Origin of the sequence: Leptolyngbya sp. AN02str (assembly GCF_050565595.1) — a bacterium.
Taxonomy (GTDB): Bacteria; Cyanobacteriota; Cyanobacteriia; order Elainellales; family Elainellaceae; genus Kaiparowitsia.
In genome coordinates this window covers 26,041-52,261 of sequence record NZ_JBNXVR010000042.1, presented here as the reverse complement: position 1 = coordinate 52,261, position 26,221 = coordinate 26,041, and the positions used below count along the sequence as shown (strand labels likewise).

Annotated in this window: 20 protein-coding genes and 1 tRNA gene; 10 read left to right on the top strand and 11 right to left on the bottom strand. The window is 53.3% G+C overall.

What is annotated here, in order from left to right:
• Positions 1–107 precede the first annotated feature (107 nt).
• Positions 108–2,504 carry an IMS domain-containing protein gene (locus ACQ4M4_RS23335; RefSeq protein WP_430686876.1) on the bottom strand — a complete coding sequence of 799 codons (2,397 nt, stop codon included), beginning with the start codon at positions 2,502–2,504 and terminating at the stop codon, positions 108–110.
• A gap of 612 nt (positions 2,505–3,116) precedes the next feature.
• Between ACQ4M4_RS23335 and pdhA the strand changes: the two genes are divergently transcribed.
• The gene (gene pdhA / locus ACQ4M4_RS23330; RefSeq protein WP_430686875.1) at positions 3,117–4,148 is read left to right on the top strand and encodes a pyruvate dehydrogenase (acetyl-transferring) E1 component subunit alpha; all 1,032 of its coding nucleotides are present in this window, start codon (positions 3,117–3,119) and stop codon (positions 4,146–4,148) included.
• Positions 4,149–4,331: 183 nt separating this feature from the next.
• On the top strand, positions 4,332–4,589 hold the full coding sequence (locus ACQ4M4_RS23325; protein WP_430686874.1) for a chlororespiratory reduction protein 7: 258 nt from the start codon (positions 4,332–4,334) through the stop codon (positions 4,587–4,589).
• Between the two features lie 89 nt (positions 4,590–4,678).
• Here ACQ4M4_RS23325 and ACQ4M4_RS23320 read toward each other — a convergent pair whose 3' ends face one another.
• Positions 4,679–5,254 (bottom strand): DUF2854 domain-containing protein, encoded by a 576-nt coding sequence (locus ACQ4M4_RS23320; RefSeq protein ID WP_430686873.1) that lies wholly within the window; start codon positions 5,252–5,254, stop codon positions 4,679–4,681.
• Positions 5,255–5,351: 97 nt separating this feature from the next.
• On the opposite strand from ACQ4M4_RS23320, the gene ACQ4M4_RS23315 reads away from it, so the two are divergent.
• The 5 genes from ACQ4M4_RS23315 (at position 5,352) to ACQ4M4_RS23295 (ending at position 8,159) form a co-directional block, all read left to right on the top strand.
• Positions 5,352–5,537 carry a hypothetical protein gene (locus ACQ4M4_RS23315; RefSeq protein WP_430686872.1) on the top strand — a complete coding sequence of 62 codons (186 nt, stop codon included), beginning with the start codon at positions 5,352–5,354 and terminating at the stop codon, positions 5,535–5,537.
• Between the two features lie 183 nt (positions 5,538–5,720).
• Positions 5,721–6,047 (top strand): 2Fe-2S iron-sulfur cluster-binding protein, encoded by a 327-nt coding sequence (locus ACQ4M4_RS23310; protein ID WP_430686871.1) that lies wholly within the window; start codon positions 5,721–5,723, stop codon positions 6,045–6,047.
• A 71-nt stretch (positions 6,048–6,118) separates the two neighbouring features.
• Positions 6,119–6,304, top strand: a complete 186-nt coding sequence (locus ACQ4M4_RS23305) for a hypothetical protein (RefSeq protein ID WP_430686870.1) — start codon at positions 6,119–6,121, stop codon at positions 6,302–6,304.
• Positions 6,305–6,385: 81 nt separating this feature from the next.
• Positions 6,386–7,498, top strand: coding sequence for a DUF3326 domain-containing protein (locus tag ACQ4M4_RS23300; RefSeq protein ID WP_430686869.1), 1,113 nt, complete (start codon positions 6,386–6,388; stop codon positions 7,496–7,498).
• A gap of 61 nt (positions 7,499–7,559) precedes the next feature.
• The gene (locus tag ACQ4M4_RS23295) at positions 7,560–8,159 is read left to right on the top strand and encodes a CPBP family intramembrane glutamic endopeptidase (protein ID WP_430686868.1); all 600 of its coding nucleotides are present in this window, start codon (positions 7,560–7,562) and stop codon (positions 8,157–8,159) included.
• A 724-nt stretch (positions 8,160–8,883) separates the two neighbouring features.
• On the opposite strand, the gene ACQ4M4_RS23290 is transcribed toward ACQ4M4_RS23295, so the two are convergent.
• A complete protein-coding gene (locus tag ACQ4M4_RS23290) occupies positions 8,884–9,582 on the bottom strand; it encodes an alternative oxidase (protein ID WP_430686867.1) in 699 nt (232 codons plus the stop codon).
• A gap of 197 nt (positions 9,583–9,779) precedes the next feature.
• Positions 9,780–10,085 carry a TMEM14 family protein gene (locus ACQ4M4_RS23285; protein WP_430686866.1) on the bottom strand — a complete coding sequence of 102 codons (306 nt, stop codon included), beginning with the start codon at positions 10,083–10,085 and terminating at the stop codon, positions 9,780–9,782.
• A gap of 424 nt (positions 10,086–10,509) precedes the next feature.
• On the opposite strand from ACQ4M4_RS23285, the gene ACQ4M4_RS23280 reads away from it, so the two are divergent.
• Both ACQ4M4_RS23280 and ACQ4M4_RS23275 read left to right on the top strand, forming a co-directional pair.
• Positions 10,510–11,853, top strand: a complete 1,344-nt coding sequence (locus ACQ4M4_RS23280) for an ATP-binding protein (RefSeq protein WP_430686865.1) — start codon at positions 10,510–10,512, stop codon at positions 11,851–11,853.
• 193 nt (positions 11,854–12,046) lie between these two features.
• Positions 12,047–13,891: a ShlB/FhaC/HecB family hemolysin secretion/activation protein gene (locus ACQ4M4_RS23275; RefSeq protein WP_430686864.1), complete on the top strand. Its 1,845-nt coding sequence runs from the start codon at positions 12,047–12,049 to the stop codon at positions 13,889–13,891.
• Here the strand turns inward: ACQ4M4_RS23275 and ACQ4M4_RS23270 are convergent.
• Together ACQ4M4_RS23270 and ACQ4M4_RS23265 are read right to left on the bottom strand one after the other, a co-directional pair.
• The gene (locus ACQ4M4_RS23270) at positions 13,869–16,472 is read right to left on the bottom strand and encodes a response regulator (protein WP_430686863.1); all 2,604 of its coding nucleotides are present in this window, start codon (positions 16,470–16,472) and stop codon (positions 13,869–13,871) included. The genes ACQ4M4_RS23275 and ACQ4M4_RS23270 overlap by 23 nt on opposite strands.
• A 613-nt stretch (positions 16,473–17,085) precedes the next feature.
• The gene (locus tag ACQ4M4_RS23265; RefSeq protein ID WP_430686862.1) at positions 17,086–20,670 is read right to left on the bottom strand and encodes a hypothetical protein; all 3,585 of its coding nucleotides are present in this window, start codon (positions 20,668–20,670) and stop codon (positions 17,086–17,088) included.
• Positions 20,671–21,276: 606 nt separating this feature from the next.
• Here ACQ4M4_RS23265 and ACQ4M4_RS23260 point away from each other — a divergent pair.
• Positions 21,277–21,489: a hypothetical protein gene (locus ACQ4M4_RS23260; RefSeq protein WP_430686861.1), complete on the top strand. Its 213-nt coding sequence runs from the start codon at positions 21,277–21,279 to the stop codon at positions 21,487–21,489.
• Positions 21,490–21,554: 65 nt separating this feature from the next.
• Here the strand turns inward: ACQ4M4_RS23260 and ACQ4M4_RS23255 are convergent, their stop codons facing one another.
• From ACQ4M4_RS23255 to ACQ4M4_RS23235, 5 genes are all read right to left on the bottom strand, one after another.
• Entirely contained in the window at positions 21,555–21,827 is a 273-nt protein-coding gene (locus ACQ4M4_RS23255) for a hypothetical protein (RefSeq protein ID WP_430686860.1), read from the bottom strand.
• A gap of 203 nt (positions 21,828–22,030) precedes the next feature.
• Positions 22,031–22,113: transfer RNA gene (locus tag ACQ4M4_RS23250), tRNA-Leu, on the bottom strand.
• Positions 22,092–22,964 carry a M48 family metallopeptidase gene (locus ACQ4M4_RS23245; protein ID WP_430686859.1) on the bottom strand — a complete coding sequence of 291 codons (873 nt, stop codon included), beginning with the start codon at positions 22,962–22,964 and terminating at the stop codon, positions 22,092–22,094. The genes ACQ4M4_RS23250 and ACQ4M4_RS23245 overlap by 22 nt, the downstream gene beginning before the upstream one ends.
• Before the next feature lie 396 nt (positions 22,965–23,360).
• Positions 23,361–24,458: a cell division protein FtsZ gene (ftsZ, locus tag ACQ4M4_RS23240; RefSeq protein ID WP_430686858.1), complete on the bottom strand. Its 1,098-nt coding sequence runs from the start codon at positions 24,456–24,458 to the stop codon at positions 23,361–23,363.
• A gap of 800 nt (positions 24,459–25,258) precedes the next feature.
• A complete protein-coding gene (locus ACQ4M4_RS23235) occupies positions 25,259–26,185 on the bottom strand; it encodes a cell division protein FtsQ/DivIB (protein ID WP_430686857.1) in 927 nt (308 codons plus the stop codon).
• Positions 26,186–26,221: the final 36 nt, after the last annotated feature.

Here is a 26,221-nt window from a genome sequence, read left to right as displayed (position 1 = left end):
GAAAAGCGTTGAAACCGCGAGTTTTAGAGTGCATTTCTGCAAAATTTGCTCTGAAACTCGCGGTGATATTGTGTGGAGATGGGGCTCACAACAAGCGTGAGCAAGGGCTATTGAGGACTGCTACCCACAGGTTCCGACAGATCGGGAGAAGTGGGCTGTCCGGGAGCAGTGGGCGGTATGCCGTTACTGGGTGCCCCACTTGGATTGGCGAAGCCCTCTCCCTCGGAGGGTGTCGTCATGGCATCGGCTCCGGTGCCAGCACCAGAATCGCTGTTACCGGGTGCGGTAGTTGCTCCGGTATCCGGTGCCACTTGAAGGTCTGCAATGCTTGAAATGCGCCACTGGCCGTTTTGGCGAACCATTTGATAGGTTACGTCCAAGCGCTCTGACTCGCCATCAAGCGATTCTACAACCAGCGCCTTCACCTGAGCCTGGTCTGCATTTTGCGACGTGCTGGGTAGTACCTGCACCTCTAACAGCGAGTGACGGTAAGTTTGGGTGGTTCCAGTGATGCGGGCGTCCTCTGCGGCAGCCATACGCTGAGATAGGAACGGATCCGCTAATACGGTGCTAAGACGGCTCGTGTCGTGTCCTTCGCCCATGGAAGCGCGCTTAGCGGCTAGCCATCCATCCACGACGGTACGGGCGGCATCGGCAGAGAGAGGGGCGTTGGGGTCAGTGGATGCAGCAGGTGACTCGGTAGCCGGATCGGGAATGGCAACTGGAGGCTCGATCAGACTAATGGCAAGCTGATCGCCCTGCAAAGAAGGCCCCCCAAACAGGGCATTGGCAATGCGGCTCAGTAAAAAGAACACCAGCGATAGCCCCAAAACTCCGACTGCAATCAGGAAGAGCAAGCGATCGAGTTTCGGCGATGCCCCCCCGGAACCGTGGGACGGGGTGAGCCTTAGCCCATCGGGATTGCGTCGTTCGAGGGGGGGTGGTGGAACGGGACGACGATTGCCTCCTTGAGGTGCATTACTGGTTAAACGGCCTTCAGGCGACAGCTGGGCAACGCGCTCTGCAGTTGGTAATGCGCCCACCTCAGCGGCAGGCGGAACCAAGGGCCGATTGGGTTCTATGGTCGCTGTGCGGCTGGTTGGGTTCACCGTGTCAGTGCGATCGCGCGTTTCGTTGTATTGCCGGTTGTAAGTACCGTTGGTGCTGCCATTGCTGGCATAGTCTGCTGAGCTACCCCGTGACAAGGTCGGAGCCGACATCTGCTCTCGGGAGCGGATGACTTCGGGCTCGCTGGGGAGCTCCTCCAAATAGGCTTGCACCTGCTGATCCGCGAAGTACTCCTTCAAGGATGCTTGCTGCTGAGCCAAATCCCGGAAATGGGGAAACACCTCATTTTGTAGCCAGCGCTCGCTGTATAGACAAAGCCCCGGCAGCAAATCAGGCGATTCCCGCGAATTTTCGCGAATGAACGAGATCGATTCTTGCTCTTGGCTAAGCTCAAGGGCGCGATTTGCTTCTTCCGTTTGGCCGAGCAGCAGAGCACAAACGGCTTGCTCAAGATGCACATCTTGACGGTTACTCAAGCGCATGAGCATATGCTTGGCTCGGCGAATGAGTGCAGGCTGACGGTAGGCAAACCCACGAGCCAACTGGGCATACACTGCCAAATAGGTCGCCACGGCTGAGGGCCGCTGGGCCTCGCCCTCAAACAAGGCTTGCTGCTCGGCTGCGGTTAGGTAACCCCGCAATTGCTGAATGAACCGCAAAAAGTCGTCAACATGCAGCCCCGATTGATCATTGCCAGATCCATCGATGCCACTGCGATCGTTCAACATTTCTTGCAGTAGCGACAGACCCTGGCGGCGCTCTAGCTGGTTTTGCTCAGGCAGGGAGAGCAACTCCAAAATTCGGTAAGGGCGTAGCTTGTAAAGGTCGGCCTGCATCTCCTGTCGAATGCTGGGAACAACCCCTTCGCGCTGAAGTAGATCTTGACCTGCGCTGAGCGCAGCAGCAGCAGCTTCGTACTGGCCCTGGTGCCACCGTTCGCGCCCAAGTTCTAATGAAGCAAGCGCTACCGTTAGCACAATGTCACCTCGGTTCGCATCTTCTTGAGGGGCGTAACCTTGATGGTTGGCGTGGCGTGCTAAAAAGCCGCGACCCTGCTCTAGCACTAGCTCATATTCACCCAGCTCAAGCAGGATCAAGAGCGCCCCAACGAGCTGAGAGTCGTGAATATCAATGCTGGGAGCGTAGGGGTCCAGAGTGGGATCGGCATCGGTCAGCCGAATCCCCTTTGGGGCTCCTGATTCTTGGGTATCGTAGGCGCTGGCCAAAAACTTGGCATCGTAGGCGCGGCGTTGCTCCGCATCTGACAGGACGGAGTAGGCTTCGTCGAGCAGCTGCTTGCGGGCAGCGATCGCCCCTTCTGAATATTCGCGCCGGGGAAGTTGCAGCGCGCGATCGCGATGCGCCTGCTGTAGCTGCTCGGCAGTTGCTTGAATGGGCAACCCTAGGATTCTGTAGTAGTCAAGCGGAATTCTCACGGTCCACTTCCCCAACATTATTATTTATAAATTTCAATCGGCCAGCGCACCACAGCAGATAACCCAACAGCCTCAAGAGTAACTGCCTCGGTTCTGCATTCTATACAATAGCGGCTCTCTTCACATTCGACGCATATTCACGAAGGAAATTTATCCATAAGTTGATAGAAAACGAAAGAATCTAGACCCAAAGCTCAGAGCTTGTTCATTGGTCTAGGCTGCGATGAGATTGCTCATCCGCGAAATCCAATTCGTTTTGATGCAACCCAGGTATTGAAATTCATCGATGCATTACAGCGCGGTGTGGTTGCTAATAGCCAGAGTGACGATGTTGTAGTACTCATTTAGTCTAATTTTGATTCAGTCTATCTTGGTATCAACGCTGGAATACTTAAGCTTATTGAAAGGTTAATTGAAAATTGGGATAAATGCAGCTGAGCGCTTTAGGCTGTTGCGCCTATGGATGGGGCGATCGCCAAATGTTAGAAACTGGGCGATCGCCTGACCAATCTTGCATTCCCCTGCCGAAGGCTTGCAACAGATGCAACAGTTCAGGTTATTTTTATAAAGATATGTGCGCTGACGTTGTAGCAGGAAAACAGGACAAAGGGGATGGTTCAAGAGCGAGTACTTCCATCATTTTCGGCTTCTCAAGCGAACATCACCCGTGAAGAAGGGTTGGTGGTTTACGAAGACATGGTGCTAGGCCGTGTCTTTGAAGATAAGTGTGCCGAAATGTACTATCGCGGCAAAATGTTTGGGTTTGTTCACCTCTACAACGGTCAAGAAGCCGTTTCGAGCGGGGTGATTAAAGCAATGCGCCCCGATGATTATGTGTGCAGCACCTATCGGGATCACGTGCATGCGCTGAGTAGTGGCGTGCCTGCTCGCGAGGTCATGGCTGAGCTATTTGGTAAGGCAACCGGCTGTAGCAAGGGTCGGGGTGGCTCGATGCACTTGTTCTCGGCAGAGCACAACTTGTTGGGCGGCTATGCCTTTGTGGCAGAGGGCATTCCCGTTGCTACGGGGGCAGCTTTCCAGTCCAAGTATCGTCGTGAAGCGTTGGGCGATGAGAGCGCCGATCAGGTAACGGCTTGCTTCTTTGGGGATGGAGCTAGCAACAACGGACAGTTTTTCGAATGCTTGAACATGGCTGCGCTGTGGAAGCTGCCGATTCTGTTTGTGGTAGAGAACAACAAGTGGGCGATTGGGATGGCCCACGATCGCGCTACCTCTCAACAGGAGATTTACAAAAAGGCCAGTGTGTTTGGCATGGCTGGAGTTGAGGTTGATGGTATGGATGTGCTGGCAGTCCGTGCGGTGGCACAGGAAGCGGTCGCTCGTGCCCGTGCTGGCGAAGGCCCTACGTTGATTGAGGCGCTAACTTACCGCTTCCGGGGCCACTCTTTGGCCGATCCCGACGAACTTCGCTCCAAGGCTGAAAAAGAGTTCTGGTTTGCCCGTGATCCCATCAAGCGCTTGGCCAACTATTTGATCGAGCAAAATTTGGCTTCGGCGGATGAACTGAAAGCGATTGATAAGAAGATCCAAAATTTGATTGAGGAAGCGGTGCAGTTTGCGCTGGAAAGCCCAGAGCCCGATCCCAAGGATCTTTATCGCTACGTGTTTGCTGAAGACGAGTAGCGATCGCCATGGCGTTGGGTGCGATCGCGCCCAATGCTATGGGTCAGGTGTCAGCGTTAGGATGAAAGCATCTGAGTATAGGCTTGGGGCGAACCCGCACTAGCCTTGCTTGGGTGCTTTACTTTATGTCGAAATTTAGAAAACCGCCCTTGTTTTCGCGTTAGCCCGTCACCTTAAATTGCGATGCCAAACCCCATTATGTTCCAAGAGGATGCGTTTGTGGTGCTGGAAAGCAACCAACCGGAGCAAATCCTCAGTGCCGAAGAATTAGTCCAAAAACTCATCCATACATTGAACACAATGGAACATGAGCGACCGCCTGAACTGGAGACAATCGCCCAGGTAGAAGCTCAGGCTCAGTTTTTGATGGAAACAACCTGCGAGTTGAATACCGGGCCAGGATGCTATTTGCAGTGGTACGCCGTGCGGCTTGAAAAGTAAGGCTTGAAAAGTAATAAGAGAAATGGGCGATCGCCCATTTCTCCCCTGAATGATCCCGAGATAGCAATGACCCTGAGATAGCTTTGAATCTACACCGCCTGAGCGGGTATATCGGCTTGAACGGGATTGGTAATCAATGCCACTTCCACCGACTCAGGCTCGGGCTGGTTCACTTCTGCCCGTAAGCCAGGGCCAAAAAAACGCTCAATCTTTTCGCGCTTCTTCTGCCAGGTTTCAAACTCAACGGCTGGCGAATCAAACTCTAGCACTAGCGTATAGAAGCCATCGCGATTTTCTTCGCGCACACCCTTGAGGACGGGATGCTCATCGTCGGTTTGGCCCAACTCTAGCGACTCTAGCGAGCTATCGAGGTGAATGGGCTGCCCATAGCGGTACCGCGTCACATCTTTACGGATTTGGTTTTGGGTGTCGGTGGCCTGCTGTTCCCGCAGCGCCAGCACATCGGGCGATGTGGGCTGGGAATACGGAACGGGTTTCAACTCCGATGCAATCAGCGCTAGCCCCCCCAGCAAGACCGGAATGCCGTAGAAAAAGCCAATAAGGTTGATCGTGGGGTGATTAGTAAAGTAGGCAACAAACCCCATTATGGTGAGCGCACCACCCACATACAGACCCAACTTGCCAAGAGAAAAGCGACCAAGCATGAGATTCATCCGGCGATAGACTGTTTACAATTATTCAACATTGTTGGGTCGGTTTGTTAGGATGAACGGTGGGATGTTGTTGGAACAGGGCAAAATCATGCAAGATTCTCAAGTATTGCGCGAGCAAATGCAGGCGATTACCCGCAAGCGAGATGTGTTGGTGCGCTTGCTAGAGCAACCCGATTTGGGTACGCTCCGCATTGATGTGAACCAGGCATTGGAAGAGTTTGATGATTTAATCGATGAATTTCAGCGGACCTTTCCCAAAGAGGGCGAAAGCTAGTTGGTAGAGAGCTCGCTGACCAATTGGGTGGACGTGCGGGGATGTGGGGTGGCGATCGCTCAGCCAGAATTCCCGCTGAAAAATCGCTATCTCGCGCCGCACTCATGAAAAAATGAGAAACGGATTCTTCAACTTGAATCTGGTTTCTCTCCCATCATCCTGGCGAAAAGCAGTTTTTGAACCATGGCTCAAACGTATACTGTCGAAATTTTTCATCAAGGCGCTTCCCACACCATCACGGTCTCGGAAGATGAAACGGTGCTGTCGGCGGCTCATGCCCAAGGGATAGATTTGCCAACGTCTTGCGGTGCTGGAGTTTGCACCACCTGTGCGGCAAAAGTGGTGTCGGGCACTGTGGATCAACCCGACTGCATGGGCATCAACAAAGATTTGCAGGCAGAGGGATATGCCTTGCTGTGTGTGGCCTTCCCACGCTCCGATCTCAAGATCGAAACCGAAAAAGAAGAAACGGTTTACAACTTGCAGTTTGGTCAATATCAGAACCGTTAATGGGTTGAGGCGTATAGATGCCTTTATTGCGGATGTGTAGAGGCTGAAGTGACCCATCAGGAGCGATCGCCATGATGACGCAATTTGTTTCGTTGGAAGTGCAGTTGCCTGCAACCTCAGCTCAGTTAGAGTCGGCAATTGTGCAAGCGGTTCAGCGCCACGGTGAACCGCTGCGATGGGCTGTTACGGCGGTGGATGCTAAGCGGCGGATTGCTTTGGTGGAAGCTGTGATCACCATTTCTACGGTTCTTGCGTAAAGTCTCTCTGGTGCTGCTGCTGCTGCTATTCCTGGCGCTATTCTCTGTTCCTGTTGCCATGAGCCCCTGGTGTCATTTGTGATGATTCAGCGTCCCTATACTGTTGTATTGATTGTGCCGACTGGTATTGGGGCGGCGGTTGGCGGCTATGCGGGGGATGCCTTGCCTGTGGCTCGGGCGATCGCTCACGTCGCTGATCGCCTCATTACCCATCCCAATGTGCTCAACGGTGCCAGCCTCTATTGGCCCATGCCCAATGCCTATTATGTAGAGGGCTATGGACTTGACCAGTTTGCAGCAGGGCGCTGGGGTCTTAACCCTGTGCGTGGCAACCGAATTGGCCTGTTGCTCGATAGCGGCATCGAGCCAGAACTGCGGCAGCGGCATTTGCAAGTCGCTGATGCGGCACGGGCAACCTTGGGTTTACACCTGACGGATTATGTTGTGACGGATGCTCCGCTAGGGGTGGAACTACGAACGGCAGCTTCGGGGGCAACGTGGGGCACCATTCAGCGAGCTGATAGTCTGCTGCGGGCTGCTGACAAGTTGATTCACCGGGCCAGCGCGGAGGCGATCGCTATCGTTGCCCGGTTTCCCGATGATGAGGGCAGCGAGGCTCTACAGGCCTATCGCCATGGTCAGGGTGTCGATCCTCTTGCCGGAGCTGAGGCGGTGATTAGCCACTTGGTGGTGCGGGCCTTTCAGGTGCCGTGCGCCCATGCTCCGGCGCTGTCGCCGCTACCGCTTGACCCTGACTTATCGCCCAAATCTGCGGCCGAAGAGTTGGGCTATACCTTTTTGCCCTGCGTGCTGGCGGGCTTGAGCCGTGCGCCTCAGTTCATTTCTCAGCGACAGTCTGCCAACTCAACTGCCCTATGGGCTGATCAGGTGGATGCCTTGGTGGTGCCCGAAACGGCCTGTGGCGGTAGTGCTGTCATGACCTTGAGCCAGGGGCGATCGCAGCTAATTACCGTGCGCGACAACACCACTCGGATGCAGGTAACGGCTCAACAGCTAGGCATTCCGGCGATCGCCGCTCAGTCTTATTTAGAAGCTGTAGGTATGTTGGTGGCACACAAGGCTGGTTTGCACCCCCAGGCTTTGCATCCCACGATAGAGCCACTGCAGGCGATCGCTGCCTTAGATGGAGAAGCCCACACTCCCAAGGTGCTAGGCTTAAACCAAGTTGTGTGACCGCTTGATGAGCTAGTGGCGTTCACACACTACGTTCTTGTGCCTCGCTGCGAGATACCCCGTGTCAAATTTGCCTACTCCTCCGTCGAATCCGGATAGCCTCAACCGTTCCCAAATTTTGATCGCGATGGGCATTACTGCCGTCGTGCTGTTGATTGTGTCGCAGGTATGGTTGGCCGTCGATCCCGTTGAGATGATTCCGGTGGACTTGGCCCTGCCTGCGGTTGGGCTAGGAATTGCGGTTGGGCTAGGAATTAGTGCCATGAGTGCGATCGCCTATCGCCTGTGGCCCGCCTACCGCGACAGCGCTGACTTTTACCTCAACCTTGTCCTCAAACCGTTGGCCTTGCCCGACCTGCTATGGTTGGGTATCTTGCCCGGTCTTAGTGAAGAACTCCTGTTCCGGGGCGTGATGCTGCCTGCGATTGGCCTGAACTGGTTTGGGGTGGCGGTGTCTAGTCTCTGTTTTGGCGTTTTGCACTTTAGCGGGGCCAAGCACTGGTCCTACATTGTCTGGGCTGCTGTGATTGGCGCTGTGTTGGGGGTTAGCGCAATTTACACGCACAACTTGCTGGTTCCCATTACGGCCCACATGACCACCAATCTGCTGTCAAGTGCTCTGTGGAAGTTTGACCAAATACAAAAAAGGGCTGGGATTTGATTCCCAGCGCCTGGAGTTAGTGATTTTAATTCTACGGGTTTATATTGCCTGACGAGAGACAAATTTTTCAAAGTTTGCTTGAGTTTGGTGAAGCAGTTGCTCTCGGCTGTCTGCAGTCTCGGTTAGCGTTGGTACGAGCTTGCGGGCATGAAGTGCCATATGTAGTTGAAGATGAGCTACGTACTCGCTGAAGTCTTCTCGAGCAGGAAGGTGGCTGGATGGCTGCTGATGCGGTGTCAAAGTGTTCTCCCTCATTGCGCGCTCAGGTGTTGAGTATAAGTTCTGTTATCAACGATATAGACCGTACCATGGTGTGTTTACTTTTGATGCTGCATCGCAACGAAGCGTAATGGTTTTGGTTAATTGCATGGTCAATGGTTCATGATGCCAGGGTTGCTGAGCCTCCCTCAAGCTTAGCTGGGTAGCCAGATGCGATCGCTACTGCACCATTGGCCACACCAGTCGCAACTATCCATGCATCCTTCCCAAAGACTGACAAACGAAGCAAACATTAGCCATCCCGCCAAGTGCTACATCAAAATGAAAGCCATTATTCTTTCAACATGGTCTTTTCTGAGATCCATGGCGCAAACTCTTAGAAAAGCCTGTAACCAAACCGGACGTAAAAAAAGAGAATCCATTCTGGGTAGAATCAGGATTCTCAAAGGATGATAGTTTGAAGCGGTTGAGAATTGGTTGATTTCGCTATTTTGTGCGAAGTGGACTATGAAGACGCGGACACTTTTTCGGTGTTGGCTTCGGTGGGAAGCAGCACAACCGTGGGTTCGGTGTGTGGGCTAAGTGTGGTGTTGGCATCGGCCCGTTGGCAGGCCACCATGGTTTTAACGTGTTCTTGTTCGTCGTCACGAATGGCAACGAATACATCGTAGAGGTTGTTGACGGCGGGGCGGCGATCACACGCAACGCGAGCAGACTGAAATTCATCGAACATGTATAGGTCTCCATCGCGGTAGTACTGTACAGCGATCGCGGGTGCAGGGAGTGCTTTCAGTTCGGCTTCGTTTTCTTTCAAAAATTTGTTGTAGGTGCGGTAGGCATGTCCTTCCACGAGTTCCATAAAGTGGTAGGCGGCACGAGGGCTAAAGACGTAGAGCGCACAAATGATCCAGTAATACAGCAACGCTACACTGCGGGCCAATATGCGATCGATGCCATTGTCACCACCGCCCAGTTCTTCCATGATGAGCAGGTGGTGCAGCTCGTTCCAGGATTCGGCAAAGTGAACTTTGAGCCAATCCACTCTGCGCCACATGCCCAATGTTTCGTACAGGTGCAGCACCGATAGGTAGGAGAAATACGGAACTCGGGCAACGGTTTCCAGCACATAAAAGCGGGGATACGGGCGATCGTGGTAAACGGTATTCATGACAAAAACAAGAACACCCACAAGTAGACGAATCATGGTGACAGAATCCTTATGTTGGGGAGAAATTAGGCGATGGAAAGCATAGAGCGGTTGATGAACTCAGCCCAATGGCCTAACTAACTGTCAGCGTAGGGACGAAATTTGGGGATCTTGTGAGTATCAATGGTTATAAAAATGACGTTGCTGAACTTAGCAACGCCATACGTTTCTTAATTCACTTGTCATAAGAGAGATTAGCTTGCCACCATGACGGCGATCGCCGCAACTCCGACTGCAATCATCAGGCCCGCCGGCATAAACTTTCGGGTTTTTACATATCGCCAAATGAAGACTTGAATGAGAATGGCGGCTGCAACAATGGCAACAGCCTTGGCCCACAACTGCCCCTGCGCCCAAACTGCGCCACACAGAATGAGAAAAATACCGCTAAAACTGTCAGCAATGAGGGACTTTTGGCTTTGGGCTTGCTGATACCCAATAAAGCCGCCCACAAGATTCAAGATGCCATAGGCGATCGCAGCAACAATACCTGCATTCATAACGCCTGCATTCATACGCGGTTGAGGGTGAATAGGGAGCCGTTCAAGATGCGCGACTGCGCCGATAGGCAATAGGCAAAGTGCACAGACGCTCCCCTGACTGCGCCCCCTGCCTACCACCTATGGTCTACATTACACTGCCAAGGTCCTCCCCGCCCAATCTACAGCCATATGCCCCATTCTTCCTGGTACAACAGCGATCCCCATCAACCCCAGTCAATTCTGATCTATCCCCATCAACAGAAATGAGATGATGGGCAGGGTTCGCAGCTCGATATGTGTTTTTATTAGTGCAACTAGTGGGGGTTGCTGTTGGATTGCGAGCCAGTCTGGCGATTTACGCACAAAAATCTAGGAGATTTCGGATAAAGTGCGTAGGTTCTGGTTGAATTGCTGTTGAGTTTCTTTGTTTTGACAGGTGCATATGGGCGAACGATCCCAGCTTCAGTCCCATCTTTCAACAATTCGATTGCTTCAGCACCAGGTGGCCACGCTGTTGGTGTATCAAGATGTATTGACGACAGAACCCGCGATCGCCCTGGTCAATCTGCTGGCTCATCTGGAGCAGGCAGCGATCGCCCCAACGCCCATGCAGCACGGATTGGACTGTTTGCATGCCTATGGTCAGTGGTTTCGGGCGTTGGCGACACAATCGTGCAGTTGGGCGACCCACCTGCTGACCGAGATTTTGTGGTCTGCCAATGCGTTTACCCAACAGGCCCAGCGTCAGGATTTTGTAGCCTTGCCTCCGGCGTTGGTGGCGGCAGCTCAGCACGATTTGCAAGCGCTACAAGCCCTATACCAACTCGATCCTCAGCAGATGAGTCAGTGGGTGGCGGCAGCCGCTGGGCTGGAAGTTCCGCTTCCGGCTTGGGAGTTGGCTGCCGCACCGATTGCGACGATGGATCAAGCCATCATTGCAATGCTGCACCAAAGCCCCAATTGGGCAGATATGGTGGCAGAGCTGGCCCAATATCATCGCCATGCTGGAGTTGGGTTGTTTGCCCGCTACCGAGCGTTTCGCTGGCAGCAGGGGCAGCTACAGGGCATTCCCCAGCCCGATGCGGTGCGGTTGACTGATTTGGTTGGGTACGACATTCCCCGGCAGGCATTGATTCAGAATACAGAAGCACTACTGGCGGGCTACTCTGCTCTGCATACGCTGCTGTATGGCAGTCGTGGAACGGGCAAGTCGTCGCTGGTGAAGGCGCTGCTGAATGAGTATGGCGATCGCGGCTTGCGATTGATTGAAGTGTCGAAAGCAGAGTTGGCAGACTTGGCCACGATTGTAGAACGGCTACGAGATGCACCTCAGCGGTTTATTATTTTTGTCGATGACTTGTCCTTTGAAGAGGATGATGATGCGTTCAAAGCGCTGAAGGTGGTGCTGGAAGGCCATGTGACGGCACGCCCTAAAAACGTGGTGGTCTATGCCACGTCCAATCGTCGTCACCTAATTCGCGAATTTTTTGGCGATCGCCCTCGGCCTAGCGATGCCGACGAAATTCACTCTTGGGATACGGTGCAAGAAAAATTGTCCTTTAGCGATCGCTTTGGCTTAACGCTCACCTTTGAACCGCCAGACCAAACTGCCTATTTGGAGATTGTGCGGCACTTGGCGGCGATCGCCAACATCGAGATTGAAACCAGCGATCTTGAGTTTCGAGCCTTGCAATGGGCGACCCGTCATAACGGGCGATCGGGACGTACCGCGCGGCAGTTTGTCGATGCGTTGCAAGCGGAGTGGCATTTGGACAAAGCTCCCTAGGGCACCATCCGTTTGGGTGAAGGTCTGTCTATCAAGGGCATTGCTCAACTGGGACAACATTGACGGTAGTCCTAAAGATTCGCTGCATTTTTACGGATCATTCTTGCCCCATGCGTATGATGACGGTGGTTATTTCGCGATTGGCGCAATCCCCCACATATTGCGACGACTGATAACGATGAGGAGTGAACGGATGCACGGATCGCCGTCCTATCCACCGAGTGCCGGACTGTCATCTTTGAGCACACCGCTGAAATGGATGCTGCTGCCGTTAGCCTCGCTGGCGGTTCAGGCTGATGTTTCCTATGCGAGCCCGCTGTCTACGGCGGAGGCGATCGCCCAAGCCCCCGATACCGCATCCATATTCGGTCCATACACGGTGTTCACCGGGGGGGAACCTTTGCCATTTACGGCCAACATGGCACCCCCTGAGGCGATTGCCCAGCTGCCTGCGGCCGATCCCAATCCGGTGCGCCAGCCCGAGCCCTTTTTACAGCCTGCCCCATTGCCCGAGCCAGTCGAACCCGACGAGCCTCCAGTGTTGGCTCCCCAAGAGTCCGCCCCAGAGCCAGCCATTCCCGATGCGGCGGCTCGTGTTCAAGTGGACGAGATTGAGGTCATTGGCAGCACGATCTTTCAAGAAGATGACTTTGCACCGATTGTCCAACCGTATGAAGGGCGATCGCTCACTCTAGAAGAATTGCGAACCGTTGCCGATGCGCTGACCCAGCTGTATTTGGACGAAGGCTACCTGACCTCGCGTGCCATTCTAGTGGATCAAACCATCGCGGATGGGGTGGTGCAATTTCGAGTGTTGGAGGGTTCGCTGGAGCGCATCGATATTGAAGGCAATCGCCGGGTCAACGATGCGTATATTCGCAGCCGCATTGCCCTAGGGGGTGGTACACCCCTAAGCCAGCGCGATCTCGAAGATCAGCTGCGGTTACTGCGCCTCAATCCTTTGTTTGACAATGTGGAAGCCAGCCTACGAGCCGGAACCGGAATTGGTCAAAGTATTTTGGTGGTTCGAGTTGCCGAGTCACGACCGTTTTTTGGACAGGTGGGCATCGACAATTTCTCTCCGCCTAGTGTAGGCTCCGAGCGTATGGGGGTGGAGTTGGGCTACCGCAGCCCACTGGGCTTTGGCGATGGGCTGTTGGCAAGTTACCGTCGCACCACCACGGGAGGGGCAAATGTGTACGACCTTCGCTATCGCATTCCGGTCAACCCGATGGATGGCACGCTAGAGCTGCGCGCCGCTCCCAGTGACTATCGTCTAGATTTTCAAGGCTTATCGGTAGAAGGCGATGCCGACATTTATGAAATCAGCTTCCGGCAACCCCTGGTGCGATCGCCCCGACAAGAATTTGCGCTATCGCTGGGCTTTACTTACCGCAATGGCGAAACGGTCATTGGTGAGGTGTTTACGGGAACCACGACCACTAGTGTGATCAAGTTTGGTCAGGAGTTGGTTAGTCGTGATGTGGCTGGGGCATGGGCTGTGCGATCGCAATTTAGCCTGGGAACTGACTGGTTTGATGCCACGCAAGGTACGCCAGATGGTCAATTTTTCAGCTGGTTGGGACAAGTTCAGCGGGTGCAACTGCTCAATGATGACAATGTGCTGATTTTGCAAGGAGACGTGCAGCTCACGCCCGATCCATTGCTCACCTCCGAGCAATTTGCGATTGGAGGTGGGCAGTCGCTCCGGGGCTTCCGGCAAAATGCGCGCTTGGGCGACAATGGCTTTCGCATTTCGGCTGAAGACCGCATCACCATTCAGCGCAATGCGGCTGGGGCAACCATTTTGCAGTTGGCTCCGTTTATTGAAGCGGGCGCGGTTTGGAATGATGGCAACAATCCTGCTGACACGCCAGATCAAGCGTTTTTGGCCGGAGTGGGCCTGGGCATTTTGTGGGAACCACTCCCCCGACTCAACATTCGGGTAGATGGGGCACTGCCGCTGATAGACTTGCGCGATCGCAGCACAAATGCACAAGATCGCGCTCTGTACTTCAGTGTGAACTATCGGTTTTAGTGTTCTTTAAACCCGATTTGCCGAACTCCGAGATTGGTTGCCCATCCTGGAGCCAGTCCAGTAGGTGCTGCAATGCTTGGGCAACCGACTGGTAATAGGTGACAAGTTGCTCAATGCGGGCCACCCCCTCTGCGGTGAACATGTCTTTGACATAGCGCTCAATTTGTTTGCACAGGTTGGCAAGCTGAACGGCTCCAACCACCGTGCTGCTAGACTTTAGCGTGTGGGTGAGGCGGGTCATCGCCTCTGCATTTTTGCTGTGCAAGGCTTTCTCGACTTCTCGAATCAAGGTTGGGGTCTCTTCCAAGTAGCACACGACCATTTCTACAAAGATGGTCTCTGCTTCATCTCCCAAATCTTCTTTAAAGGTCGCCAAAACGTTGAGATCAATGATGCTGGGGTTGGGGGAGAACTGTTGGGTGCGCGATCGCTGAGAGATAGAAGCTTGCAGCGCTTTCTCCAACTTCTCTAACCGGATAGGCTTACTGAGATAGTCATCCATGCCAACGTTCAAACATTCGTCGCGATCGCCCTGCATGGCATTGGCGGTCACCGCGATCAGCCGAGGGCGCACATCATCGGACCATTCCTGACGAATGATGGCTGCCGCTGTCATCCCATCCATAATGGGCATTTGCACATCCATCAGCACAACATCGTAGGATTGCCGCCGCAGTTGTGCCAACACTTCCTGCCCATTGGCCACAACATCGGCGGTATAGCCCAATCGTTCCAGCAAGCGCAAGATCACTTTTTGGTTGACCAAGTTATCTTCGGCGACCAAAATGCTGAGGGTCGGGGTAGCAACCTCCTGCATGGATGAGGGCGCTTCTGGCGTCTCGTCTGCCATGGGGTGATCTTGTTCTGCAAACAAATCCAGCAAAACCTGCTGCAGCTGGGATTGCCGTACCGGTTTCGACAAAAAACGGGTTACCCCCGATGGGGCTGCTTCGTACAGGCCGCTGTTGTACGGCATGAGCAAAACTAGCGGCAACAGCTGACCACCCGGGAGCTGGCGAATGTGCGCTGCCAATGACAGTCCCGTTTCGTCAGCCAGCTGATGATCGATCATCACTCCGTCGAAGTGAGGATAGCACTGCAGCCATGTGCGAGCTTCCTCGCCTGAGCTGACCCCGCAGGGAACCATCCCCCATTGTTTAACCTGAAGCGCTAGACTGGCTCGCCGCAAGGAATGGTTATCGACAATGAGGAGTCGCTTGCTCACCAAACAGCCCAAAGCCTGATGGGTGGATACAGTTTCAGAAGCGATCGCCTGAGTCATCATACAAAAATGAAACGTCGAGCCTACGCCCTCTTCGCTTTCAACCCAAATTCGACCGCCCATCAACTCGCTCAACCGTTGGCTAATCACCAGTCCCAACCCGGTGCCGCCGTAAGTACGGCTGATCGATGAATCCACCTGGCAGAAGGGTTGGAACAATCGGTTCATTCGGTCCGAGGGAATGCCAACGCCAGTATCTCGAACTGAACAGCGAATGCTGTAGGTGAGGCGAGGTTCACCGGCTACCTCGGCTCTAAGCGTGCGAGCCGATACGTTAACGGTTACCTCACCCGAAGGGGTAAACTTGACCGCGTTGCTCAGCAGATTCATGAGCACCTGCTGGACTCGCATGGCGTCGCCCACAATGATATCGGGCACATCTGTATTGATGAAGTAGACCAAATCCAAATTTTTTTCGGCGGCTTTGGCTGCGACCAGGCAAAGGGCGCTTTCAATGCAGTGCCGCAGGTTGAATGGTACTTGCGCCAGATCGAGCTGGCCGGCATCAATTTTTGAAAAGTCAAGAATGTCGTCAATGATGGACAGTAAGGTTTCGCCGCTAGCGCAAATTGTATCTACACAGTCCTGTTGGGGTGGCGATAGCTCGGTACCCCGCAGCAAATTTGCCATGCCCAAAACGGCATTCATGGGGGTCCGAATTTCATGACTCATGGTGGCCAAAAAGTTGCTTTTGGAGCGGTTTTCTTGCTCGGCTTGCAGGCGGGCTTGCTCTAGGTTGATTTCGGCCAGCTTCCAGTCGGTGATGTCGGTCGAGGTGCCTAGAATGCGCTTGGGCCTTCCATCATCATGGCGATCGAAAACGGTATGCCGAGTTCGAAGCCAGCGCCAATCGCCTGAGCTGTGCCGCACTCGGTATTCCAAATCGACGACCTTGCCTTCGCACAGTTCGGCAATACACTGCAATGCCAGAGTGAGCTTGGATAAGTCGTCGGTGTAAATGAGCTTTGCCATTTCGTCGGTGCTCATGTTGCGCACTTCGTGAGCGGCGTAACCCAAGATCTCGGATACTTGCCGATTGACAAAGACAATTTGGCCGGTGTCTAGCTCGTAGAGTGTGAGCAGGTTGGGGGTGGTTTCCAGAATTTGCTGAATGAAGTGTTGATTTTCTTGCAAGGTGGAGTCTGCTTGCTGCCGCTCACGCAGGGTTCGTTCTCGTTCGACGAGATCTTTTTTGAGGGCTTCGTGTTGAGACGACAGAGCCTGTAGTTGATTGTGAACCCGGCGCTCGATTTCAGCTTCCAGCCAAGCTACTAATTCGGGTGTTAGGCGATCAAGCATGGAGATGCAAAAAAGTTGGCATGAGGTGGTGTATGAGCCTGGCAATAACTAACACTGAAAAGATGATGGATGAATGTTCGTTGCAATCTTGTCCGAAAACAACTTCAGACTATCCAACCGCTTTAAGCCATTCTGATCGAAGTTATCTCTGATGAGAGGTAACTCGGATGGAGGTCAGTGGTGCGATCGCCGTCAAGAGATCGCACATCAGTGAGCCGGATTCATGGGGTCGGACCAATGGTCAGATTCGTAGAGCGAATCAATGGATCGGAACACAGAGCATAGCTTGTGAACAAGCTTGCACAGGGATACACAGGAAACTCGGTGCCAGCGTAGTCGCAGTTGCGAACCTAACATTAAGCTCGATCCGGTCTAGTTGTCGAGGGGATTGGAGCAATGTAAGGTGCGATCGCCATGAAGGATGCTGTCCATCTTGCTTCGCCCAACCGAGACTCTCCACTGCGGTCGTCAACGAGGTGGCGAATGTCGATGGAGGTTGCTTTGCGCTTAGAATGCCACAAAATCGTGCGATCGCATCATTTTTTCTGGCAAAGGAATTGGCTGAAGGTGTACAACCCTTGGTGTTAACTCGCTTTCGCCTCAGTCAGTGATTTTACGGTTGGGCTTGGACTGGGGAAGGTGTTTTGGCTGCGGGTGCTGCAGCGTCGGCCCAAGGGATGAGTGGATCTTGGGCGATGCGGCGCGAAATCTCATAGGCTCCATAGCGATTGAGATGGCTAGGATCGGAGAAGTAATCGTAGTTTGACAACCACACGTCGGACAAGTCACGAAAAACGAAGCCGGGTTGCTCAGCGGCTTGCTGCAGCATGTACTGACGGAACGTTTGCTCGTGCTGGCGGCGACTTGTATCGAGGTATTCGTCGGTTAGTGGGAGGTTGATGAAGACGACGGGAATTTGGCGATCGCTGGTAAAGCTGAGCAGCGATTCAAATGCTTGCTCTTGTGCTCCTTCAATCCGAAAGTCGGTATAGTCGCCATCGTAGCGTCCTTCCACCCGAGCATATTCCTGGTAGTAGGTGGCCGGGTTGAACTTGAGAGCTAATGGCAAGAAGCCATCGAAGTCAATCATGTCGCGCCCCTGATCGGACAAGGACTGCACCGCATTGGGAAAGGGCTTGGCAGCAGTTGAACTGTTGATCAGGGGGGAGAACACTCCAAAGACATTTCTGACCAATGTTTTGAGGCGATCGCGGTAACTGTGAGCGGCTGAGATTTGGCCGAGGCGATCGCTCATGGCTCGATCAATTGCTTGGTAGCTTTGATTTAAAGATTCTCCAATGCCTTGAGGCTGGGCGGAGTCCATCGATGGCTCGGCGACTACCGCTTCGCCAGAGCCATCGACTCGTCGGCTCGCCACAAGCTCACGGTAGCCTTCGGAGACCATTACTCCGTTGTAGGTGACATCCACAGAGCCACTGTTAAAGGCACGGGCTCCGTCTGCCCAAATCACGAGTTTAGGCAGCTCATTAGGGCGCAAAATTTGCCGTAGGGTGAGATCGACAACCTGAGCAGTTGCCCCATTGATGGCGTAGTTAAAGATGCTGACATCGGCATAGCCTAGCTTGGTCAGCTCTTGCTGCAATGCGGCAGGGTCAATGCCTCGCAGCGCTCGAGAGCTACCCACGATCAACACATCGACCGGGCCATACTGCAACAGGCGATCGCGGTACAGCATGTACTTTTCATCGAGCAATCGCGTGTTAAAGGTTGGTAACGATGGCTCTGCCGAAAGAATGGCCGTGGTAATAGCCTGAAGCCGTGGATTGGGAACAGAATAGGGTAACTCGTTAGCAGCAGGGGGCTCAACCAAAGCCGTTGGGCTGGGCGATGCTGCGGGAGCGGCTGTTGGGGACGTGGGGCTGGGCAGGGGCGATCGCTCGGCGGTCGGCTGATTCGTTGCAGGTTGATCTGCTGAGGGTGATGCAACAGCGGTTGGATTGGAAGAAGGCTCTGAACCTGGAGATGCTGAGGGCTCATCGGCTTGAGTGAAGCCAGTTTCATCAAACACCTGAGTGCGATCGCGCCCTGAGCGATTCAATTCCAAATTGGGCAACGCATCCGTCGGTGAAGCGGTTGGTGAAGCGGTTGGTGAACCCGACGCGAGTGGGCTGGCTGCTGGGGTGGCTGCTGCGGTGGGTTCTTCCGTGGTAGAGGGTTCATCCGCCATGGAATCGAGATCATCCCGGGTACCGCCAGGAACGGCTTCTGGCAGCACGTCAGCCGTCGGCGAAGCGGGGATTGTGGCCGTGGGCATGGGGCTTGGAACCTCTGCGGCAACTGCATCATCTGGGGGTGGCTGCATCACACGACCTAAGCCCCAGTCAATTTGCAGGGCCAACAGCAACCCAGCCGCTCCCCAAATAAGTGCAAGCTTCCAGGTTGCCTGACGATCGCTCGTTCCGGCTGTGGCTGGGGATGCAGCACTTGCGGCCTCATCATTGACGAACAGTTGCGATCGCACCAACCAGTGCTGGGTTGACTGCTTCCAACGTTCAAGATTCTGTTGCCAAGATTGCTCAATCTGGCCTTCGCTTGCTTCGTCTGGGAGCGCAAGCTCTGTGGTAGAACTCAGCAAGTCGCCCATAAAGGCTTCGGCGGCTGCAAATTCGGGGGCCACTTCCGTGCCACCACTCCGGCGCGAAACCAAGTCAACGCCTTCGGTCCATAGCGGTCGCTTTTGGCCAGCCCGACGCCCATATACTCGAATCCCGCTGACATTGGATAGGCGCAAATCTTGCAAAAACTTGATGGCTGTTTTGCCTACCTGCTTTTGGTCGGGGCAGATGGGGGCATCGGTCATGATGTGCAGAACGTACTGCTGTTCGCCACTGCTGTTGGCTCGCATGGCCAAGGGGTCAACTTTGGGCAATAGCTGCAGCCGAATTCCTCCGGTTGCCAACTGTCGATCTAAATCGGGATTGAGCAATCGGTTGAGCAAAAAGGCGATCGCCGCCCAGTCTCCTTGTCGAGCCAGGGTAATGGCTGTATCGGCCAGCGCTGTGTGCTCATGGGCTGGCAAATTCAGCCACATTACCCAAGCGGGTTCATCCGCGTCGGGAACCTGTCCATAAAGGGTGGCAGCTTCAATGCCTTGAGGCGCGATCGCATCCAGTAGGGGCGCAATCAACGTTCGCACGGCTTCCTGTTCCGGTGCGCCTTCTTTAGGAGCGTAATCTGGCTCGATGCGATATCCACAAAACAGGTGCAGCGTCGCTTCCTTGAGGGAGGCCGTGGCGATCGCCATTCCTTCGGGGTTCAGCGCATGATCTAGCAATCGAGTGATGGCCTGCACGTCTCCCCACCGGGCCAGTTCCCGCAGCATTTCTTCGGTTGGGGTAAGGTCAACCCGCAAGCGCCAGTCGGGCTGCAATTCCCCCCGTACCTGCACAATGACAATGGCATCCCGAACTTTTTCTAGCTCCAAGTTGCGCAAGCGCTGAGCAATCGGCTCGGCAATTAAGGTTGGATCGGGGCTATAGGTGGCATCGCACACAATCCACAGGCGACGCAACGACTCGGCAGGAGCCGCCGCTGCCGCCACAACCGTCGCAGTCGCAGTAGGGCGATAGGGAATCGTTTTGGCACTCACCTGCACAGCGACCCCCAAGGCACTCAAGGTTTCGCTGAGGTATCGCGCGATCGCATCGGTATTTCCCTGCTTTGCCAAGCTAAAGTTAGACAGCTGAATTGCCGAAGTATTCGGCCGCTGCGGTACATGGGGTGGCTTGACCCGTGCATAGTTGGCTCCCGGCAGTGGCGGCCCATCGTTGCTGGTGACCGGAGCCGCACTGGCACCCAGACCTACTAAAACCCGCGAAGCCTGGGTCATATCTGCCTGGGCATGCTTCAACAGCTCTAGATGATAGTCCAACTGATTGAGGTCAATGGGAGCAGTCCAGTCTGGCTTACCGTGTCCAGGTCTGCGCCCATAGACGAATAGCTGATAAATTTTGGGTTGATTGGGCGGAATCAGCGTATTTAAATCCACACCTTTGAGGGCGGGCAACAGTTGCGACAGAACCAGCGTTAGATCTGGGCTGGGGTACCCTTCACACAAAATATGGAGAATGTTGCCTCGCAGGCGAAACTGCACCCGAACGGATTCGAGATCAACGGTCTTATGAAACCATTGAGCCAGGGGTGAATTTCCTTGGCTGCGAGTATGTTCAATTCCCATGGACTAAGTACCAACGAATAAGCGTAAAGCGAGGCGACCCGCCCAACCCTAGAATTTGCAACAAATCTGCCTACCAGAGATAGCACAATCTTTGAGAAAGTGACCAATTTTTCTCAACATTTAGCGTAACTGAGGAGCCATCTACATTGCTCATTCAAGCTAGATTCCGAGCAACGTTGGCTTGAGTCGCCCTGGCTTCAAATCTTTGACCCATTGAGCCACTCAGGGGCGATCGCCCATGTTTTATCGCTGCCTCTATATGGAGGGTCTCGTTACCGATCTGTCGTCGTTCACATGAAAGAAATTTAGGGCGATGGCATCCATGTTACAGCGTGGATCGCGTAAGCGACTCGAATTCTAGACCGTGTGGGGGTTGGATTTGCACCCATGCGCTTTGCTCACTGGGTCTCATGATCTCTGCGTGAGAATGAGCTGGGTTCGCGCCCTATCCTTCCCTTGCAGAACTCCTGAACGGTATTAGACTGAAGGAAGTACAACCTCTTAAACGATTGAGATCAACCCAGAGTAGCTAGCTTGCTTGAAAACTCTGAATTTTAAGACGAAAAAGAGTTCAGCTTTGTTCATTGAGGAGGTTGAATTTTAGCCATGGCAGATTCCAACCCAAAGTCAGACCAGTTGAATGTCAATGCTGAAATGCTAGTCGGCTTGGCAACGGTTCCTGTGTTGGTCGGTTTAGTGGTAGCTCGCGCCGTGAATGGTGTGCTGCTGTCGGTTGGCGAAGCAAGTGAGGAGCTATTTCGAGGAAGCCGCTTGCCCGTGCTGCATTTCAAACCCTCTGATGCTGACAAGCCTGTTTAAGGTCGCTGACAAGCCTGTTTTAAGGGTGGTTGCGCCTGTCAGTTTGAGATTAAACTTATCAGGACTTACGCAGTTGAATGATGCTTGGAGCGCTTAGTGCCCCAAGCATCATTCAACCCACTGGTTTTTTGGATGAAGTGCATAAGTCCTACTCGTACAACTCGTAAAAAAGAGGGAAGCGGAGTTGGTCCACTTCCCTCTTTGGGCTGCTGCTTCAGTTTTTGTTGCAGGGTTTTGAATTGTTTGCGGAGTTGTCGCTGTCGGGCACTACCGCCTTTGCCTTTGTCATTGCGACCCGACCGCCGTGGCGATTCCCATCGCTTCAGCCAATTTGACATGGGGACCTCATCAGTGGGTAGGTGGTGATAACGTGTTGTTCCTTTGAGCTACAACTTGGTTCAGTCTCTTTCCGCAACCAAATTTCAAATTGAGTTTGATAGAATGGGCGATCGCCACTCCACCAAGCATTCAGCGCCTTGAAATCTTCAAGCTAAAAGAGCGATGCATATAAGATGAACCGCTCTTTCTTGATGGTTAGAGATGGGCAGAGGGAGACTCGAACTCCCATGACCAAAGGCCGCCACATTTTGAGTGTGGTGCGTCTACCAATTTCGCCATCCGCCCGTAACCTTAATTTCACCATTATAGAGCACTGGGCGCGATTTTAGTAAAGATTGATAATCTTTACTGCTGGCCCAGCGTTCAATCTCCTTAGCCCGCAGGACAGGCACGGGATGAGTCAGCTGTGCGGTTTGAGCTTGCCGCAGCAGTTGACCAATTTCGCTGGTACTTAGCTCATTGTAATCTCTTGCCTGCGCCAAAAAAGCATCCAAGTTGAGTTGAGTTGCCAATTTGGGTGAGCCACCCGTCAGTTTCATCAGCACCGAAGCCACAATTCGCGGATCTTGAGCAACCAACAAAGCCGCGCGATCGCAGGTAAATTCTGCACAACGCACCCACTCCATCAAGCGCTCCTGCAAACCTTGGGCTAAAACCCCACCCCATACCGTGGTGCTAGCTGCCAGCACAATGAGATTGGCCAAGGTCATATAAACGCTGTGCTCACACTTTAGGTGTCCCAGTTCATGGGCAATCACCGCTTGAATCTCATCGGGGGTCAGCAAATCGATGAGTGATGTGTGCAGTACAATAAAAGGCTGCTTGCCTCGCATTGCAAAGGTATACGCATTGGGAACCGGATGCTGTCGAATGTAAAGCTGGGGCGGTTCCAAGTCCAAAATTTCGCAAGCGTTTAGCAATAACTGATGGAGATCAGGGAGTTGGCGATCGCTCACCAAAACCCCCGAAGCCAGATTCTCTAACTGAAAAAACTGCTCTGCAAAAGAACCCAAAATTGCCCGCACTGCTAGGTCAAGTCCAGGAATTTGCTGAAGAGCCTGGGTTGCCTGTAAATCAAGAGGATGGCGAAAATGGTGAGCCTTCAGCCCAACCAACACAAGTTTTTGATCAGCCATGGATAAATAATTGGGGGAGCTGTTCGCTCAACCACTTAGAGGGATCACTCGTTCTATTGTAGCGAGATCCATCTAACCTAGGTTGGCGGTAGCTCAGAGGGTTTAGCCCCCCAAACCCTCTGAGTGGAGACACGAGGCCCCAAGAGCTTTGACGGTTTCCTTCGCCAAAAGTTCCAACAAAGCGCAGAAAAAGTAATCAAAGCTTTTGCTTAAAATGGCAAACTCTGCCTCTATCACTCCACCAGAGCGGACGCAGTTTCTGCAAAGCCCTTCTCAGAGCTTGTGTGATTTTTCGAGAGCGTTGCGCCAGAAAAACCATCGAACTGCGTAAGCCCTATGATTGGAGCCCAAGGTCTGGGGATTCCTCTGCGGAAAACACGTCCTAACGAGTAGAACCTAACGAGTAGGACGGCGACGCTGTAGAAATTCAGGGATATCAAGATCTGGCTTACCGCCCGGTGTGCGAGGCTCGGTTGCAGGAGGCACCGAACCCATAGGCGGGCCCGCAATCGATCGCTTCAGTGGAGAAACCCGTGCGCCAGCTGCAGAACTCGTGGCATCGGCGGCAAAACCAGTGGCAATTACCGTAATGCGCACTTCACCCTGCAAGCGGTTATCAATCACCGCACCAAAAATGATGTTGGCATTGGGATCTACGGCTTCGTAAATGATCTCAGCAGCGTTATTGACCTCGTGTAGGGTTAGATCTTCGCCACCAGTAATGTTGAAGACGACCCCACGTGCCCCATCGATAGACGATTCCAGCAAGGGGGAAGAAATTGCAGTCATGGCAGCTTCGCGGGCACGCGACTTGCCAGAGCCAATACCGATTCCCATCAGCGCAGAACCCGCATCGGCCATTACAGCACGGACATCGGCAAAGTCCACATTCACTAACCCAGGAATGGTAATGATGTCGGAAATCCCCTGCACCCCTTGCCGCAAGATATCATCCGCAACCCGAAAGGCTTCTTGTACGGGGGTTTGTTCTGAAATAACGCTTAGCAACTTGTCATTGGGGATCACAATCAACGTATCCACTCGGCTCTGCAATGCGCCAATTCCTTCTTCGGCTTGGGTAGTGCGACGCTTCCCTTCGAAGGTAAAAGGACGAGTGACCACACCGACAGTCAGTGCACCGACCTCTTTGGCGACCTCTGCCACAATCGGAGCAGCTCCCGTTCCAGTGCCACCGCCCATCCCTGCGGTAATGAATACGAGGTCGGCATTTTCGAGCGCACCAGCAATTTCATCGCGAGACTCTTCGGCTGCCTTTTGGCCGATGGCAGGGTTACCACCAGCCCCTAGTCCACGGGTTAGCTTTTGCCCAACTTGCAGACAGTTGTTTGCCCCAGAGTTGGTTAAGGCCTGCGCGTCGGTATTAATGGTCCAAAACTCAACCCCGGCAACTCCGCTATCAATCATGCGATTCACGGCGTTGCAACCACCACCGCCAACACCAATCACTTTAATTCTGGCAAAACTACCTGGCACGATCTCACTACCCCTGGCTTCTGTTGCTGGCTTGTTGTTTGTGTTGTTCATGTCGCCAACTTGACCCAAGTGTAGTCCAGAGTTAGTAAAAGATTTTTCGGTATCCATTGAACCTGACATTTTAGGTATATCGTTTGGCATGGCAGCCGACTTTGGCGATGGCCCATGAGTCAACTATAAGTGCTACTGGGTGGGTCACAGGCTAAAGTCGATAAACCTGGACAAGCCCACAGCGAACTTAGAACTGAACCGCCAACTTATTGTTGCAATAGGTTTGTAAAAGACTGCTAATTCTTCAGCATTCTTAAACACACGGACGGCATTTAGTTCTAAACATCTTAGGATAACTCGTCTGAAAAACCAATCAGCGTTCCCGAAATTCGATATAGATAGTGATTTGCTTAAGGTTTAGACCGCTATTGGGAGCGGTATGTAGTTTTTCTATTCAAAATAATGGTTTGCGGACGATTGGTGGGCGTTGCCACAGCGAAATGGATGACCCTGGGATGACCCTATTTTTAGCGATCGCGCTAGAGATGACCCTTGTGTGAATGGCGTTTGAGGATGATTTGAGTTTGCTGAACAGTTGGGATGAGCGGCTGTGCATTGAGCGATCGCCACACTTAAAATTGCTGCCCACAATCAGCATCGTAACTTTAGTACGTTGATTCGGCGGATGAGATTTCAGCACATTAGATATTGCCTAGTGTGCATGCTGAGGATGAGGTAACGCAAAAAAATGATGGTATACGCTACTGGCGCAGTGTGTATTGGGCTAGCCGATGATTTGATGCAACGTTTTAGAACTCGTCGTCATTGTAATAATCGCTATCCCCATCGGCTGAAGTTGCATTTGGATTTTCGTAGGAAACAGCTTGATGAAAGCCAACCATTTGAATGAGCGGGCTGGCAGGATTTTTTAGATCAATGTAAGCAATGCGGCTAGTGTTAATGTTTTGGGGGAGCTGGCGCATTTGGTTGAGGGCTTGAAGCTGCTGCGCAAACATTTGGGCATTGCTGAAGGCCCCAAGATGCACGCTACCAACTTCGGTGCGAGCAATGAGATTTGTGGGGTCGCGCCAATCGAGTTCTGAAATAGTGACGGGGTTGGCAACCGTTTGCTGAAAGCGGCTGAGCTCCTGGTAGAGAGTGGCCCACTGTTCGCGGTTTTGGGCGTGCATGCCCACAACTGTCAAATTTGGAATTTGTAAGGATGGGCTGATGGTGGTGTAGTTTTCGAGGGGAAACCAGGCTCCAGTTGCGTCAATTAACCCGCGAGAAGGATTGGTGGCGATCGCCCCAGTGGGACTCGTCACATCAGGAACAAAGTCGAGAGCGATTGCCACAGGCGTCCGTTCAGTAATTTCTACCACCAGGCTGGGTGGAAACAACCGTCGAGAAATCGTTGCGGCTGAAACAGGACCACGAGATGCTAGCTCTTGAGCAACTTGATCAACTTCGACTTCCCACAAGGATTGGGGATACTCAAGTGGCAGGAGCGATCGCACCATTTCGGGCGACAACAGCTCGTATCCTTCTACAACAATCTGACTGGCATCACGAATCACCCAGCCGGGTTGTCTCATGACCCACACCGCTCCGCCCGTTAGCCCAAGCAGCACGATCAACCGCCAAAACGATTGCGCCGCTTTGAGTCGTCGCTGCCAGCGCAATCGCCGCCGTCGCTGTATCAGTTCATTTCTAGAGACGTAAGGAAGGTTAGCCATGGGCGCACGGGGTTAGGGGGCAGACATCATATCCCA

Coding starts and splice junctions, on each gene's coding strand:
- ACQ4M4_RS23260 (WP_430686861.1), top strand. CDS start 21,277: ATGGCAGATTCCAACCCAAAGTCAGACCAGTTGAATGTCAATGCTGAA.
- ACQ4M4_RS23300 (WP_430686869.1), top strand. CDS start 6,386: ATGATTCAGCGTCCCTATACTGTTGTATTGATTGTGCCGACTGGTATT.
- ACQ4M4_RS23315 (WP_430686872.1), top strand. CDS start 5,352: ATGCAAGATTCTCAAGTATTGCGCGAGCAAATGCAGGCGATTACCCGC.
- ACQ4M4_RS23280 (WP_430686865.1), top strand. CDS start 10,510: ATGGGCGAACGATCCCAGCTTCAGTCCCATCTTTCAACAATTCGATTG.
- ACQ4M4_RS23235 (WP_430686857.1), bottom strand. CDS start 26,185: ATGGCTAACCTTCCTTACGTCTCTAGAAATGAACTGATACAGCGACGG.
- ACQ4M4_RS23325 (WP_430686874.1), top strand. CDS start 4,332: ATGCCAAACCCCATTATGTTCCAAGAGGATGCGTTTGTGGTGCTGGAA.
- ACQ4M4_RS23310 (WP_430686871.1), top strand. CDS start 5,721: ATGGCTCAAACGTATACTGTCGAAATTTTTCATCAAGGCGCTTCCCAC.
- ACQ4M4_RS23320 (WP_430686873.1), bottom strand. CDS start 5,254: ATGCTTGGTCGCTTTTCTCTTGGCAAGTTGGGTCTGTATGTGGGTGGT.
- pdhA (WP_430686875.1), top strand. CDS start 3,117: ATGGTTCAAGAGCGAGTACTTCCATCATTTTCGGCTTCTCAAGCGAAC.
- ACQ4M4_RS23265 (WP_430686862.1), bottom strand. CDS start 20,670: ATGGGAATTGAACATACTCGCAGCCAAGGAAATTCACCCCTGGCTCAA.
- ACQ4M4_RS23275 (WP_430686864.1), top strand. CDS start 12,047: ATGCACGGATCGCCGTCCTATCCACCGAGTGCCGGACTGTCATCTTTG.
- ACQ4M4_RS23305 (WP_430686870.1), top strand. CDS start 6,119: ATGATGACGCAATTTGTTTCGTTGGAAGTGCAGTTGCCTGCAACCTCA.
- ACQ4M4_RS23270 (WP_430686863.1), bottom strand. CDS start 16,472: ATGCTTGATCGCCTAACACCCGAATTAGTAGCTTGGCTGGAAGCTGAA.
- ACQ4M4_RS23255 (WP_430686860.1), bottom strand. CDS start 21,827: ATGTCAAATTGGCTGAAGCGATGGGAATCGCCACGGCGGTCGGGTCGC.
- ACQ4M4_RS23290 (WP_430686867.1), bottom strand. CDS start 9,582: ATGATTCGTCTACTTGTGGGTGTTCTTGTTTTTGTCATGAATACCGTT.
- ACQ4M4_RS23245 (WP_430686859.1), bottom strand. CDS start 22,964: ATGGCTGATCAAAAACTTGTGTTGGTTGGGCTGAAGGCTCACCATTTT.
- ACQ4M4_RS23285 (WP_430686866.1), bottom strand. CDS start 10,085: ATGAATGCAGGTATTGTTGCTGCGATCGCCTATGGCATCTTGAATCTT.